10 protein-coding genes are annotated in these 15,122 nt (G+C 44.5%); 6 read left to right on the top strand and 4 right to left on the bottom strand.

Going from position 1 to position 15,122, the window contains the following annotated elements:
• Positions 1 to 76 precede the first annotated feature (76 nt).
• Entirely contained in the window at positions 77 to 1,141 is a 1,065-nt protein-coding gene (locus H538_RS0121590) for an acyltransferase family protein (RefSeq protein WP_026679352.1), read from the bottom strand.
• A 501-nt stretch (positions 1,142 to 1,642) separates the two neighbouring features.
• Between H538_RS0121590 and H538_RS0121595 the strand changes: the two genes are divergently transcribed.
• Genes H538_RS0121595 through argH form a run of 6 tightly spaced genes read left to right on the top strand, consistent with a single transcriptional unit; the run spans position 1,643 to position 10,825 of the window.
• Positions 1,643 to 2,854 (top strand): ROK family transcriptional regulator, encoded by a 1,212-nt coding sequence (locus tag H538_RS0121595; RefSeq protein WP_051291621.1) that lies wholly within the window; start codon positions 1,643 to 1,645, stop codon positions 2,852 to 2,854.
• A 14-nt stretch (positions 2,855 to 2,868) separates the two neighbouring features.
• The gene (locus tag H538_RS0121600) at positions 2,869 to 5,379 is read left to right on the top strand and encodes a PIG-L family deacetylase (protein WP_026679354.1); all 2,511 of its coding nucleotides are present in this window, start codon (positions 2,869 to 2,871) and stop codon (positions 5,377 to 5,379) included.
• 21 nt (positions 5,380 to 5,400) lie between these two features.
• Positions 5,401 to 6,486: an extracellular solute-binding protein gene (locus H538_RS0121605; RefSeq protein WP_026679355.1), complete on the top strand. Its 1,086-nt coding sequence runs from the start codon at positions 5,401 to 5,403 to the stop codon at positions 6,484 to 6,486.
• Positions 6,487 to 6,504: 18 nt separating this feature from the next.
• The gene (locus H538_RS0121610) at positions 6,505 to 7,611 is read left to right on the top strand and encodes an ABC transporter ATP-binding protein (protein WP_026679356.1); all 1,107 of its coding nucleotides are present in this window, start codon (positions 6,505 to 6,507) and stop codon (positions 7,609 to 7,611) included.
• Complete coding sequence (locus tag H538_RS0121615; protein WP_026679357.1) at positions 7,601 to 9,286, top strand: ABC transporter permease; 1,686 nt, start codon at positions 7,601 to 7,603, stop codon at positions 9,284 to 9,286. The genes H538_RS0121610 and H538_RS0121615 overlap by 11 nt, the downstream gene beginning before the upstream one ends.
• 30 nt (positions 9,287 to 9,316) lie before the next feature.
• A complete protein-coding gene (gene argH, locus H538_RS0121620) occupies positions 9,317 to 10,825 on the top strand; it encodes an argininosuccinate lyase (RefSeq protein ID WP_026679358.1) in 1,509 nt (502 codons plus the stop codon).
• Positions 10,826 to 10,944: 119 nt separating this feature from the next.
• Here the strand turns inward: argH and H538_RS0121625 are convergent, their stop codons facing one another.
• The 3 genes from H538_RS0121625 to H538_RS24760 all read right to left on the bottom strand — a co-directional run.
• A complete protein-coding gene (locus tag H538_RS0121625) occupies positions 10,945 to 11,445 on the bottom strand; it encodes an acyl-CoA thioesterase (protein WP_026679359.1) in 501 nt (166 codons plus the stop codon).
• Positions 11,446 to 11,578: 133 nt separating this feature from the next.
• A complete protein-coding gene (gene odhB, locus H538_RS0121630; RefSeq protein ID WP_026679360.1) occupies positions 11,579 to 12,820 on the bottom strand; it encodes a 2-oxoglutarate dehydrogenase complex dihydrolipoyllysine-residue succinyltransferase in 1,242 nt (413 codons plus the stop codon).
• On the bottom strand, positions 12,813 to 15,122 hold a 2,310-nt coding region (locus H538_RS24760), incomplete at its 5' end, for a 2-oxoglutarate dehydrogenase E1 component (protein WP_035351948.1). The genes H538_RS24760 and odhB, both read right to left, overlap by 8 nt.

Consider the following 15,122-nt stretch of genomic DNA (forward strand, 5'->3'; position numbering starts at 1 on the left):
ATGTAAAATTTAGAAGTGGTATAGCATACAAAATAACAACTGCACCCCTCATTGATAAAGTTGGGGTGCAGTTGTTTCAAGAAGCGACTTCTTTTTGCTTTGAATGGTCGTTAACTTGCTTTAATGACCAGCGCATTTTTGGCTGTATTAAAGGTTTAAAGAAGTTGAGAACAGGTTGTCGTGTGACTAGCCAACAAATTGCTGCAGCAAATAGCAAGCAAATCACTAATGCCAGAGCTATATGAAGGGTTAATAATTCGGTTTCAAATTTGCGGAATAAACGGACAATATTCGTATGAATCATATAAATGAAAAGCGAATACACACCTAGCTTATTAAAGAAAGCGAGCTTCTTTTCTTGCGGCACTAATAGCATTAATGCAATAGATAAAATGGTTATAGCCCCATAAAGAATAAGCTGGATCGTTCCGCCTTTGAGAAAGGACCAGTCGAAATAATCGTAGGATTTGCTCATAAATAATAGCTCCGTAAAGCCGCCTTTTTTTGTTAAGAACAAGGCCGAACCGAAATAGGCGAGCACAATGGCAATGGCACCCCAGCGAAACGGCTGTTTCCATGAATGCGCTCTCTTTTTAAGAGACATTACGATGTTTTTATTCGCTAAATAGTAGCCAATTAAGAAATAAGGATAAAAGTTAATTAATTTACGTAACGAAAACCATTTTGTTACATCATCTACATAGCTAATCCAGATCGCTAATCCTAACGCAATAAGCAAAGGATAGCGAAGTCGCAATACGTAAGGTGTGATCGCGCTCCAAACGGCAATCCCTAATAAAAACCACATCGCCCAATACGGATCAAAAATATCCATGATTCGGCTATCTGATGAAAAGCTTACGATTTCATTATCATTGATTAATTTCTGAAACACGCCATTGATTAGTTGCCAAATGACAAAAACGGATAGTACTTGCACGATTCGGTCAATTCGGTTGGGGCGAAAAAAATATCCGCTTATTAAAATAAATAAGGGCATGTGAAAGGAATAGATCACGTTATATAAATAATGAGCCGAGAAATAACTGTCACGATACGTTTCAATTAAATGTCCAAATACCATTAGAAAGATTAAAATCCCTTTCATATTATCAAACCATGGTATGCGTTGTTTTGCCATTCTACCTCCTCCAAAACTTAATTTCGGCAGAATCGAATCATTTTCAATCCCGCGCAATCAATAGAACATATTGGATAGTGCCCTATTCTAAATGGGAAATCTATTACAGACTTTCGGAATAAATAAAGTTTTCAGGGGGGTTCAGAGTTCTCTTCTTATAAGATCGTTTTAGAGATAAGTCTTTCGGCTCAGTCGTTAATAAGAAAAAGGATAGGGAAAAGAACCATTGATATAAAATGAACGGAAACCGCATGAGGATCATCTTGTGCGGTTTTTAATCCATTAGTCCCGTAACTAGAGAGAAAGACCTGGTTTTGAAAATTTCTAAAATTAGGTCTTTTTCATTCTGGAAATAAATAGTATGATGGACTCGATTAAGTTAGTAAAGGTAACAAACTAACCTTCGGGAGTATTTGTTGAAGGATCGAATAACGGTCGCCTGAAACTATAACGGATGAAACGAGTTGAGGGACTTTTTACGTTTGATTAAGGAGATGAGAGATGAGTGTGTTTGAAAAAGGAACTCCTTTTACTATGAAAGAAAAAAATAAGCGTCTGATCTTGCAATGCATACAAGACGATTCGCCTCTATCCCGGTCAGAAATCGCAGAAAAGCTCAAAATAAGCAAGCCTACTGTTTCTTCTATAGTAGAGGAGCTTTTGCAGGAAGAATGGATTAAAGAAATTGGGGCTCGAACTGCAGGAGCACAGGGGGGGAGGAGACCGATTCAGATCACGTTTAACCATCAAGCTCGTTTTGTTATCGGAGTGGATATCGGGGGAACAAAAACATTGGCGGCCATCAGTGACTTATCGGGGAATTTGCTGGCCACAACATTATTTCACACACAAGAAGAAGTTCAATGCGGGATCCTTCACAAAGTGAATATGGTAGCCAAACAAATGCTGGCTGAACTGAATATTGATGAAAAAAAAGTTCTCGGGATAGGAATCGGCGTTCCCGGGATGACAAATGTAAAAGACGGCATTGTGATTGATGCGCCGAGCTTAAGATGGAAAATGCACCCACTGAAACATGAGGCAGAAAAAATATTCCCCTGGCCGGTTTTTATCGATAACGATGTCAACGTCGCCGTTTTAGGAGAACAATGGTTAGGAGCAGCGAAAGGAATGTCGAATGTCGTATTAATTTCAATAGGGACTGGAATTGGCTGCGGCATGATTTTAGAAGGAAATCTTTATCGAGGGTCTTCCTGGGCGGCTGGAGAAATTGGCTACTTCGTCACAGATATTCATCAGGCAAAGCAAAAGGATGATCCAATTTATAGCGGGTATGGCTTCTTGGACCGCCATGCTGGAGGGGCGGGGATCGCCAACAAGGCGAGTCAAGCGTTGAAGAAACAATCGAATCACCCGTTGCAAGAGAAGGCAGTCCTAACTGCAAAAGATGTTTTTGATTATGCGAAATCAGATGATCCTATAGCTTTAAAAATTATCGAAGAGGTAATTGATCATATTGGCTTTGCCATCGCCAATGTGATTTCAATTATAAATCCAGAGGTGATTATTCTGGGGGGTGGGATATCCAAAAGCGCCGATTGGTATTTGCCAAGATTGGAAGAAATCATTTCGCAATTTGCCTCAGTTCCGACAGAAGTGAAAAGGTCAGCATTCGGTTCGGAGATTGGCGTGCTTGGAGCCGTTTCATTAGTTTTAAGGGAAAGGGAATGCGTCTTGAAAACTCTTAGTTGAAAGGAGTCTGTCGAATGCGGAAAAAATGGTTCTCTTGTTTAGCCAGCTTTTTATTATTGGTTTCACTTATGGTCCCTATTCAAGCAAACGGAAAGGAAAAAGACCAAAAGCCTGTAGAACTATGGGGGGCACTGAAACCGCTGGACACGATCGTAAGTTTTATGAATACGGGTGCGCATCCGGACGATGAACGAAGTGACATGCTCGCCTATTTATCAAGAGGCCGCGGTGTCCGAACGGCAAGCCTGCTTGCAAACCGGGGAGAAGGCGGACAAAACGAAATTGGGAACGAACTGGGAAACGCCCTTGGAATTATTCGCTCAAGGGAATTGATGGAAGCAGCCAAAATTACTGGCGTTCAAGTTTTTCATTTAAGCCAGAAGCCTGACGACGAAATTTATGATTTTGGCTTTTCAAAGTCGGTCGAAGAGACGTTAACTAAATGGGGGGAAGATGTCGCGTATGAGCGATTGATCCGCATTATTCGCACATACCGGCCGGATATTATCATGCCGTCGTTTTTAAATGTGAATACTGAACACGGACATCATCGAACAGTTAATGTTTTGACGCTCCGGGCATTCAAAGACGCGGCTGACCCTAAGGTTTTCCCGGAACAACTAAAAGAGGGCCTGAGTCCATGGCAAATTAAAAAGTTATACTTGCCTGCGTCAGATAGCAGTGCCACGACCTCTTTTGAAATCGGGATGTACGATGACATTTATGGCATGACTTACCCGCAGCTCGGCGAAGAATCTCGATTCTTACATAAAAGCCAGGGGATGGGGAAGAAAATCCCTGCCGAGCCTCGAACGATTCATTTAAACCTTGCGAAATCCGTGATGGGTATTCCGGTAAAGGAAAGCAGCATGTTTGATTCGATTCCATATAATTTTAAAGAATATGCCGCTAACGTTTCAAATGAACCGAAGATTTCAACCGAATTAAAGAAATTGCAAAATGAATTGGAACAATTGATTAGCCTTTATCCGAACGATGACAAAATCGCTGATTTAACCTATGATGTCTTGCAGCATGAACGGCAAGTGGCGAAGATGGTAAAGGCAAGCAACATGGATAAAACGACAAAGGAAGACTTGCTTTTCCGCTTATCAATTAAGGAACAGCAGTTAACTAAACTAAGTGAAGTCGCTTCAAAAGTAAAAGTTGAAACAGACGTAGAAAATCCAACACTCGTTAGAAACGGATCGACGAAAGTGAAAGTTACGATTTCGAACAACGGGAAAAAGGCGCTCCAGCATGTCAATGTTAATCTTTCGGCCCCTGAGCAATGGAAAGTAACGAGAAAAGATCAAGCGAAAACGGTAAAACCCGGGGAAAGGGCTGTCATTCACTTCACCGTTCATGTTCCGAAAAACGCATCCTATTACCAGCCGTATGATCCGCCGGTCATCCACTCAAAAGTGACGTATGACGTGAAACGGACGAAAACAACCCATCAATTTGAGCCGAAACAAACGGTAGCGGTTCTGCCGGAAGTTAGCCTCCAGTCTGATCCCGAAAGTCTTGTTGTCAATACAGCTGACGTGAAAGAAAAAATGGAAGTTAGCGTTAAAGCGAAAAATTACCAAAAAGGGCCGTTGCATTCTGTCCTCTCATTAAAGGTGCCAAGAAATTGGAAGGTAACGCCAAGTGCCGTCCCAGTTTCGTTTACTAAGCAAAACGAAGAAAAAACAGTCACGTTTACAGTGAAGCCGCCTAAAGACGTAAAGGAAGGGAACTTCACTTTCGATCCGTTTGCCGTTGTTCATCAGCGAATGGTCAATACGGCCGTTCAAGTCATTCACTACGATCATATTGGCACATTCTATTATCTATATGATGCAAAAACAAAAGGCGTTTCATTCCCGCTCGCTTTCAATAAGAATTTGAAAATTGGCTATGTTGAAAGCGGATTTGACAATGTCGCGGATGAGTTGCGAAGAGTTGGGATGAATATAGCAAGCTTGACAGAAGGGCAATTGGAAACGACAGACCTTTCGCAATTTGACACGATTGTCCTCGGCATTCGCGCTTATCTTTCAAGGGAAGATTTGCTTGCCAATAATCAAAAACTGCTAGACTATGTCAAAAACGGGGGGCATCTTGTCGTTCAATACAATAAACCGGAAGATCATTGGGACGCAGACTCCACAGCGCCATATAAACTCGTTATCGGGAGTCCGTCCATTCAATGGCGGGTAACCGACGAGCAGGCAAACGTAACGGTATTGAAGCCAGAGCATGCACTCTTTAACACGCCAAACAAAATAACGGACAAAGATTGGGACAACTGGATTCAAGAAAGGGGACTCTATTATCCTAGTGAATGGTCCGATCAATTTGAGCCATTGGTGCGTATGGCAGACCCGAATGAAAAGCCGTTCGATGGCGGCATTTTACTCGCCCATTACGGAAAAGGGACATACATTTATTCAAGCCTCGTCTGGTACCGGCAAATCCAAAACCAGGTCCCGGGAGGCTATCGAATCTTTACCAATTTAATGGATTATAACGGAGAGTAAAAGACAAGGAGGGGTTAAAAAATGATAGGGAAAAAAGGGATAGGTTTATCTGCGCTAATGCTAGGCTTTTCCTTGCTATTGACGGGCTGCATGGCGGGAAGCAGTGAAAAGGCGGGTGGCGGATCCAATGGGAATAAGAAAGGCTTAGAAGAGAAAGTCGTCATTTATTCACCGCACGGAAAAGATATTTTACAAGAGTTTGAGAAAAAGTTTGAAGCAAAATACAATGTGGACGTCGAATGGCTGGACTTAGGATCACAAGAAGTTTTCGACCGCGTCCGCTCAGAAAAAAACAACCCTCAAGCGGATATTTGGTGGGGAGCGCCTTCTGTTCTTTTTAATCAAGCAAAAGACCAGGGGCTGCTTGAAAAATACAAGCCGAGCTATTCGAAAGCGCTGGCAGATGAATTCCATGACAAAGATTGGTACTGGTCAGGAACGAGCCAAACACCTGAAGTCATTATGTACAATTCCAAGCTTGTAAAGAAGGAAGAAGCCCCAAAAGATTGGGACGATTTATTGGATCCAAAATGGAAAAACAACATTATTATCCGCTATCCTCTCGCCTCGGGAACGATGCAAACGATATTCGCCGCGATGATTTATCGAGACTATAAAGACACGCAAGATCCGAAAAAAGGCTATGACTGGCTAAAGAAGCTGGATAGCAGCACAAAGGAATACGCTGCAAATCCTGAAATCATGTACAACAAAATAGCAAAAGGAGAAGGAAGCGTTACAGTTTGGGATATGCCAGATGTTGTCATGCTAAAAGAACAGAAGAAATACCCGTTTGAATTTGTCATTCCGGAAAGCGGAACGCCTGTATTAACGGAAGGAATTGCGCTTGTGAAAGGAGCGAAGCACCCGAAAGCGGCGAAGGAATTTTATGAATTTGTCAACTCGCAAGAAGCGAACAAAATTCTAGCCGAAAAGTATTACCGGATCCCAACGCGCAATGACATCAATGGTCTTCCGAAGTGGATTGAGGATACGGAAATTAAACCGATGAAAATTGACTGGAACGTGTTTGAGAAAAAAACGAATGAGTGGATGGAGTATTGGGATACGAACATTAAGAGCAAGGAAAAAGAGAAGAAAGAGTAAGTATAGGGGGCAAGGACGATGTCATCCATTACGCTAAAGCACGTTACAAAAAAATTTAATACATTCAGTGCCGTAAAAGAGTTGAACCTTGAAATTAAAGAGGGAGAATTTTTCACCTTTTTAGGGCCGAGTGGTTGTGGGAAGACTACAACACTTCGGATGATTGCCGGATTCTATTATCCTACAATCGGTACGATTCATTTTGGGGATAAAGACATGACACGCGTTGCCCCCGAAAAGCGGAATACGGGCATGGTTTTCCAAAACTATGCCCTTTTTCCCCATATGACCGTCTTTGAGAATGTAGCCTTTGGTTTAAAGGTAAGAAAATGCGCAAAAAGCGAGGTCATAACGCGGGTTGAGGAAGCGTTGCGCAAAGTGCGGCTTGAACAATTGATCGATCGGCAAGTCAGCCAGTTAAGCGGGGGCCAACAACAGCGTGTTGCATTGGCTCGGGCCCTTGTCATTGAACCGGACATCCTGTTATTGGATGAACCGCTCAGTAATTTGGATGCCAGACTTCGCGATGAAATGAGGGCGGAAATCCTCCGTTTGCAGAGAGAATATCGCATTACAACCATCTATGTGACGCATGATCAGGTTGAAGCCTTAACGATGAGTGACCGGATCGCTGTTTTCAACACTGGGGAGTGCCAGCAAGTCGGGACACCGAAACAAATTTATGATGAACCAGCCAATGATTTTGTCGCCTCGTTTATCGGTGAGACGAATTTACTTTCCATACAATTGGCAAGGGAAGATGATGAAAAGATCTATGTTCGGTTAGAAAATGATGAAACAACGGAAATGGTTATTCCAAAGGATCGTTCGAATACGATAAAAGACACTCCTTCCGCTCTCTCCATCCGCCCGGAAGCGGTTGAAGTTTCAACAAAAGAATTAGAAGGAGCCAATTGTTTTCAAGGAACGATAGAGATGGTTCAGTTTACGGGTGCGGCGGAACATCTATTTATTAAAGTTGGAGAGCAAACGATCCAGGCGCTTGTTTTAAATAATCATCTTTGGAGTGAGCGGAAAAAGGGCGAGTCTGTCTGGATCCGATTCCCTGGAGAATATGTGTGGATTATACCGAATGTATTGGGGGAGGGCGCCCATGAGAAATAAAGAGATGCGTTTTACGATGTTCCTTCTTATTCCGGTTGTCCTTGTTTTGGTCGGTTATGTTCTTTATCCATCGATCCGGACGCTTTGGGAAAGCTTCTTTTATAAAGGGAGCATAGGGGTTGGCAACTATAAGGCATTCTTTAGCCCGGAAAGCCTGTCTAATTTAGAGGCGCTGTGGAACTCGGTGTATATTTCGCTGCTAAGTGTATTATGCAGTGCCCTTATCGGCATTCCGCTGGCATTTATCTTTAATAAATATGAATTTCCGGGACGCAGCTTTTTTTCAAGTGTTGCCATTTTGCCGATGGTGCTTCCTTCACTAGTTGGCGTGATGGCGTTTATGTTTTTATACGGGGAGTCAGGTCTTATTCCAAATGCAATAAAGGATTTATTTGGACTTGAAAAGGTGCCTTTTAAAATCGGCGGCGTATCCGGAATTTTAATCGTTCATGCGTACACGATGTATGTTTATTTTTACATGACCGTTTCCTCTACCATTCGAAATATTGACCCGTCGCTTGAAGAAGCCGCATTCAATTTAGGGGCAAGCCGCTTGACGGTTTTTCGTAAAGTCACCTTGCCGTTATTAACACCAGCGATAGTAGGAGCATCCTTGCTCGTATTTATGACATCGATGGCGTCCTTCAGCGCTCCGTTTCTTCTCGCCGGTGGATTTCGAGTCTTAAGTTTGCAAATTTATTTTTCAAAAATAAACGGAAATATGGAGATGGCCGCTACGCAATCCGTCATTTTATCCATTGTATCGATTTCCTTTTTATTATTTATGAGATGGTACCAAAATCGAAAAGATTACCGGATGCAGGCGAAAGGAATCGGTGCCCACCGAAGCGAGGTAAAGAACCTGTTTGTCAAATGGACGATGGTCGCAATCGGTGTCATAGGGGTTATTGTTTTGCTGCTTCCTCATGCGACGATTTTAGTATTATCACTTGTTCTGGACGGCACGTGGACATGGCAAACGTATCCGTCAGTTTTTAATTTTGAAAACTATATGTTGCTATTTAAGGACCCGGCTATTTGGGATCCCGTGCGCCACAGTTTGACGCTGGCATTTATTGCAACACTCGGAAACCTGGTATTTGGCGTCATAACTTCCTATGTGCTAGTGAAGCGCAAGTTTATCGGTAAAAACCTGGTTGATAGTATGGTCATGCTTCCATGGGCATTGCCGGCTACCGTTGTCGGGATGAATCTTATTCTGGCATTCAATGAACGATCGATCTTAACGTTCGGCCATATACTAGTAGGGACGTTTTGGATTTTGCCGCTGGCTTACTTTATTCGCCATATCCCGCTTGTTGTCCGTTCAACAAATGCGGCGCTGGAACAATTGGATGATTCGTTGGAGGAAGCGGCGAGAAATTTAGGCGCAAAGTGGTTTTATACGTTTCGAAGGATCGTACTGCCACTCGTCCTGCCGGGCGTTCTTTCCGGGACATTGCTCGCGTTTGTAGAAGCAGTTGGCGAATTTCCGACATCGGTGCTGCTTTATACATTAAACAACCGGCCGATATCAATCGAAATTATGAACCAGCTTCGGATGTTTAATATGGGCCAGGCTGCAGCGTATGGAATGATTCAAATTAGTTTAATTGCCATTGTGCTGTTTATATCCAACAAATTTTTCGGTGTGAAAGCGGAGCGGTCACTTTAGTCTTTAAATAGGGAGGGGCGAACCGGCATAATGAAAAAAGAAGAGTTTATCGAGCAAGAAGGCTCTGAGTTTCCAGGGAAATCCTATGTTGAGCATTTGCTGCGCCACGTCTTTGAAGATCAACGCGATTATTTGTTTACGGATATGTTTAAAATCCACCGGGCGCATGTTGTCATGTTAACCGAACAAAACATTATCCCGCAAAGCGAAGCGAAAGTCATGCTGCAAGGAATTGAGAACGTATCAAAAACGGATTACCGCAGCTTGCAATACGATCCGCATTTTGAGGATTTATTTTTTATGATGGAACAGAAGATAAGCGAGGAAATCGGATCTGACCTGGCAGGAAAAATTCACATTGCCCGCAGCCGGAACGATATGGGTGTGGCCATGTATAGGATGGTATTGCGAAAGCATATCTTGCAGTTAATTGGAAGCAGTTTGCAAGTAGGAGAAGCATTATTGGAACAAGCGAACCGCCATAAGCATACCGTAATGACGGCTTATACGCATACACAGCCGGCCCAGCCGACAACGTTAGGGCACTATTTGCTTGCGATCCATGATGTGCTCTCAAGGGATGTTGACCGATTATGGTCTGCTTATAGATGCGTGAACCGTTCGCCACTAGGTGCGGCGGCGCTATCGACAACAGGGTTCCCGATCAACCGCAACCGGGTCCGGGAGTTATTAGGATTTCAAGAACTTGTTGAGAACTCGTATGATGCCATTGCCGCAGGTGACTATTTAATCGAGACGGCGACTTCCGTCTTGTCGCTAATGACCAATGCAGGCAGGTGGATTCAAGATTTTCTCCTGCAAGCAACACGTGAATTTAGTGTTATTCGGGTAGCCGATCCTTATGTACAAATTAGCAGCATCATGCCGCAAAAACGAAACCCGGTGTCGATTGAACATTCCCGCTCGCTTGCAAGCAGTTCAGTTGGAGAAGCGCTATCTGCAATTCAAATGATCCATAATACGCCGTTCGGGGATATCGTTGATACGGAGGATGACTTGCAGCCTCATTTATATCGCAGTTATGAAAAAGCCAATCGGGTGATGCATTTAATGCATGCGGTTATTCGAACAATGACGGTCAATGAAGAGCTAGTGACAAAGCGGGCAAGAACATCTTGCATTACAATTACGGAATTGGCGGACGTCTTAGCGAGGGAGAAGCATGTGCCGTTTCGCTTATCACACAAAATCGCAAGCATCATTGCAAAAACGTGCACATCCCAAAACAAAGAGCTGCATGAGCTTTCGGTTGAAGAAGTAAATGAAATGATTGCGCATGTGTACCCGGCTCAAGTTTCACAAAAAGATTGGGAAGCGATCACATGCCCGAACGAGTTCGTAAAAAGAAGAAAAGTACAGGGCGGGCCAAATCCGCAAGAAGTTTCAAGAATGATTACATTAAGGGATCAACAGTTAAACGAAGCGATCAATAAATTATGTACGGAAAAAGAAAGGTTAAGAGCTGCCGCTGAACAATTAGACCGTGCGGTTAAAAACATAATTGAAGATACTGTTTAATCAATACTTTTGATAACTATGAAGCATCATAGCAGGAAGGCGTTTTGGGATAATAATTCGATCCACGCCTTTTTTTACCAAAAATGCCGGGTCGCAAAATCGTTGCGGCCCGGTATTTTTTAAGCGATCGTCAAAAACGCAGCTAATTCTTTACTTTTTTGTTTTCTTTCCTTCCGCATTCTTGCCCGCTCGGGTGCGGTTTCATGCAATTTTTTCTCTTCTTTTGTTTCCGGGATGACTTCCGGAACACGCGTTGGGCGTTTATTCTCATCAAGTGCGACAAACGTCAGGAGGGCAGTTGCCGCAATTTTGCGCTCACCGCTTTTTAAGTCTTCAGCTATAATTTTCACGAATACTTCCATTGACGATGTGCCTGTCCATGTTACATAAGATTCAAAACAAACCGAATCTGTTGGCTGGATGGGATGCAAAAAATCGACTGAATCTGTTGAAGCAGTTACGCATTCTTTTCGACTGTGGCGCGCTGCGGAAATGGAGGCGACCTGGTCCACATCACTCATTAACTTGCCGCCGAATAACGTATTGTGGTTATTAACATCGTTTGGGAATACCCGGCTTGTCCGAATCACTCGAGATTCTTTGCAATATTTCGCTTCCATAGACACTTCTCCCTAAAATCTATGTCCCATTATTAAGGGCGTTTCAACATTTAACTTCTATGATATATTTTTGGCTTCCTGGCAAGAATCTAGCATGCTTCCTGCCAGGAAGCCATTTTAAAAATTTATTTGTTTAACCTTCTAGCAATAATTGCTCTGGATCTTCGAGCATTTTCTTAATCGCGACGAGGAAGCTTACCGCTTCTGCTCCGTCGACGATCCGGTGGTCGTAAGATAGAGCGATGTACATCATCGGGCGGTTTTCCATTTTATCTTTATCGATGGCAACCGGTCTCCATTGGATGCTGTGCATGCCAAGGATTCCGACTTGTGGCGCATTCAAGATCGGCGTGGACATGAGCGATCCGTAAATGCCGCCGTTTGTGATCGTGAACGTTCCGCCTTGCAGTTCATTAAGAGTAAGTTTGTTGCTGCGTGCTTTTTTTGCAAGATCGGCAATTTCACGTTCAATGCCGGCAAATGATAGGCGGTCGGCATCGCGTACGACCGGTACGACAAGGCCCTGGTCCGTTCCAACGGCTACCCCGATATCATAAAATTTCTTCATTAAGATTTCATCGCCTTGAATTTCCGCATTTAATAGCGGGAACTTCTTCAACGCTCCGACAACCGCTTTTGTGAAGAACGACATAAAGCCAAGTTTCACATCGTGTTGTTCTAAGAAAGCATCTTTGCGGCGTTTGCGGACATCCATGATCGCCGTCATGTCCACTTCATTAAATGTTGTCAACATCGCCGCTGTATGTTGGACATCAACGAGGCGTTTGGCGATCGTTTGGCGGCGGCGGGACATTTTAATGCGCTCCACCGGTTTGTCAGGAGAAACCGGTGCTGCTTGAGGTGCCGCTGCTTTTGGCGGCTGCGCTTGTTGCGCCGGCTTCGTCGCATGTGCTTTCACGTCTTCCGGACGGACTCTTCCTAATGGATCACGGGTTTCCACTTGATTTAAGTCAATGCCAAGTTCTCTCGCCAGTTTTCTCGCCGCAGGAGAGGCAACCGGGCGATCCGCAGGAGTGGTTGATGGTTCAACAGATGGCGCTTTTTCTTTTGCCGCTGCTTTCGGCGCTTCAGCCGTTTCTTTCGGTTGTTCTTCTTGTTTTTGCGGGGCAGCCGCTCCTGCTCCGCTTCCAAGCACAGCGATCACTTCGCCGACTTCAACTGTATCTCCGGCTTCTTTTAAAATTTCTTGCAGCACGCCGTCTTCTTCCGCGCTAATTTCAACATTGACTTTGTCGGTTTCAAGCTCAACGATGTAATCGCCTTTATTGACTTGATCTCCAACATTTTTTAACCATTGTGCAATCGTTCCTTCAGATATTGATTCTGCTAGTTCTGGTACTTTGACTTCAGCCACGACCATGACCTCCTTCTTGGTTGACAGCAATTTTTGCAGTTAGTGCTTTATGCATAATGTGCGCTTGTTCTTTTTTATGGACTTCGGCATCTCCGCTCGCTGTACTGGAGCGGTCAGGACGCCCAATATAATCGACGGATACATTCTCCGGCGCTACCGCGCGGATTCTTGGCTCGATATACATCCAGCTTCCCATGTTTTTCGGCTCTTCTTGAACCCAGACGATTTCTTTCAAGTTGGCAAAGCGGCTAATGATCGCTTGAATTTCTTTTTCCGGGAATGGATAAAGCTCTTCCACGCGGGCGATATGAAGCCAGTCGAAATTCTCTTCTTTCGCCTCGATTTCCGTTGCCAGATCGATCGCTACTTTACCCGAACATAAAATTAACCGTTCCACTTGATCCGCATGCTTGCCAAGGCCTTCTTGTTCTAAGACCGGGTAGAAATGGCCGTTGCTTAATTCTAATGCCGTTGAAGCCGCCCTTGGGTTACGAAGTAAGCTTTTCGGCGTCATAATGACAAGCGGACGCACTTCGTCTTTTTCTAAAATTGCAGCCTGGCGGCGCAAAATATGGAAGTATTGTGCCGCGCTCGTTAAATTCGCAACCGTCCAGTTGTTTTCGGCCGCTAATTGCAAATAGCGTTCCAGGCGGGCGCTTGAATGTTCTGGCCCCTGTCCTTCATAGCCGTGCGGCAACAATAGAACAAGGCCGGATTTTTGGCCCCATTTCGCGCGGCCTGCCGATACGAATTGGTCGAAAATGACCTGGGCGACATTGGCGAAATCGCCAAATTGCGCTTCCCAGAGGACGAGCGTTTCCGGTGCATAAACGTTATAGCCATACTCAAATCCAACGACAGACGTTTCAGACAGCGGGCTGTTATGGACAGCGAATGATGCCTTCGCCGAAGGAAGTGCATGCATAGGCGAAAACTTCTCGCCGGTTTTGCTGTCATTTAAAACGATATGACGGTGGGCGAATGTCCCGCGCTCGGAATCCTGCCCGGTCAGACGAATCGGCGTACCGTCTTTTAAAATCGAGGCGAATGCCAATGTTTCCGCATGGCCCCAGTCGATTTTGCCGCCTTCTTCTAAGGCGTTGCGCCGGCGTTTAAGAATGCGATCCAATTTAGGGTAGACCGTAAAGCCTTCCGGACGGGCTAGCAGGTCATTGTTTAATTGTTGAAGTTCATCAAATGGCACAGCGGTGTCGACATCCGGCAGACCATGTGCCAATTTTTCAGGCAAGCATGGCTCTTCAAATTCTTGATCGCCGTCTTTTTTCACTTTTTCGTATTCCGCCTGAAGATTGGCCTGAACTTCTTGCTCAATTTTTTCGATCTCTTCAGCAGAAAGAATGCCTTTTGCCTGTAAAACTTCCCCATAAAGTTTTTTCACGGTTGGATGCTTGTCAATTATTCCATACATGTACGGCTGTGTGGCATGCGGATCGTCCATTTCATTGTGGCCATAGCGGCGGTAACCGACCAAATCGATAAGGAAATCCTTATTAAAACGTTTACGATATTGATAAGCCAAATGCATCGCGGTCAAGCATGCTTCCGGGTCATCCGCGTTCACGTGAACGATCGGAATTTCAAATCCTTTCGCAAGGTCGCTCGCGTACTTCGTCGAACGGGAATCCGCGCTATCGGTTGTAAATCCAATAAGATTGTTGGCGATAATATGAACCGTTCCGCCTGTTTGGAACCCGCGCAACCGGCTTAAATTCAAGGTCTCAGCGACAATTCCTTCACCAGGGAATGCGGCATCGCCATGAATTAAAATGGCAAACGATTTTTGCACATCTTGTTGCGGGAATCCAGCTGATGTGCGGTCTTCTTGCGCTGCCCTCGTATACCCTTCAACGACAGGGTTGACAAATTCAAGGTGACTCGGGTTATTGGCTAATGTCAAGCGGGCTTCCAATGAATTCGATTCCTTGATCGCGCGTACTCCGCCGAGATGGTATTTCACATCGCCCGTCCAGCCGTAGTTGATTCCTTTCGATCCTTCCGATGGAACCAATTCTTTATTCGGGGAGTGATGGAACTCCGAAAAGATGATTTCATACGGCTTGCCTAATACGTGGGCCAGCACATTTAAACGTCCCCGGTGGGCCATGCCGATCATCACATTTTTTGCCCCGTCTCTGACCCCTTCAAAAATAATATCGTCAAGCATCGGGACAAGCACATCGACACCTTCGATGGAAAAGCGTTTTTGCCCGACAAACGTTTTATGCAAAAACTGTTCAAAGCCTTCGACTTCCGTCAACCGGCGCAACAAGTGAACGCGTTC

The sequence above is a fragment of the Fictibacillus gelatini DSM 15865 genome (assembly GCF_000430745.1).
Taxonomy (GTDB): domain Bacteria; phylum Bacillota; class Bacilli; order Bacillales; family Fictibacillaceae; genus Fictibacillus_A; species Fictibacillus_A gelatini.

Coding starts and splice junctions, on each gene's coding strand:
- H538_RS0121605 (WP_026679355.1), top strand. CDS start 5,401: ATGATAGGGAAAAAAGGGATAGGTTTATCTGCGCTAATGCTAGGCTTT.
- H538_RS0121615 (WP_026679357.1), top strand. CDS start 7,601: ATGAGAAATAAAGAGATGCGTTTTACGATGTTCCTTCTTATTCCGGTT.
- H538_RS0121595 (WP_051291621.1), top strand. CDS start 1,643: ATGAGTGTGTTTGAAAAAGGAACTCCTTTTACTATGAAAGAAAAAAAT.
- argH (WP_026679358.1), top strand. CDS start 9,317: ATGAAAAAAGAAGAGTTTATCGAGCAAGAAGGCTCTGAGTTTCCAGGG.
- H538_RS0121590 (WP_026679352.1), bottom strand. CDS start 1,141: ATGGCAAAACAACGCATACCATGGTTTGATAATATGAAAGGGATTTTA.
- H538_RS0121625 (WP_026679359.1), bottom strand. CDS start 11,445: ATGGAAGCGAAATATTGCAAAGAATCTCGAGTGATTCGGACAAGCCGG.
- H538_RS0121610 (WP_026679356.1), top strand. CDS start 6,505: ATGTCATCCATTACGCTAAAGCACGTTACAAAAAAATTTAATACATTC.
- H538_RS0121600 (WP_026679354.1), top strand. CDS start 2,869: ATGCGGAAAAAATGGTTCTCTTGTTTAGCCAGCTTTTTATTATTGGTT.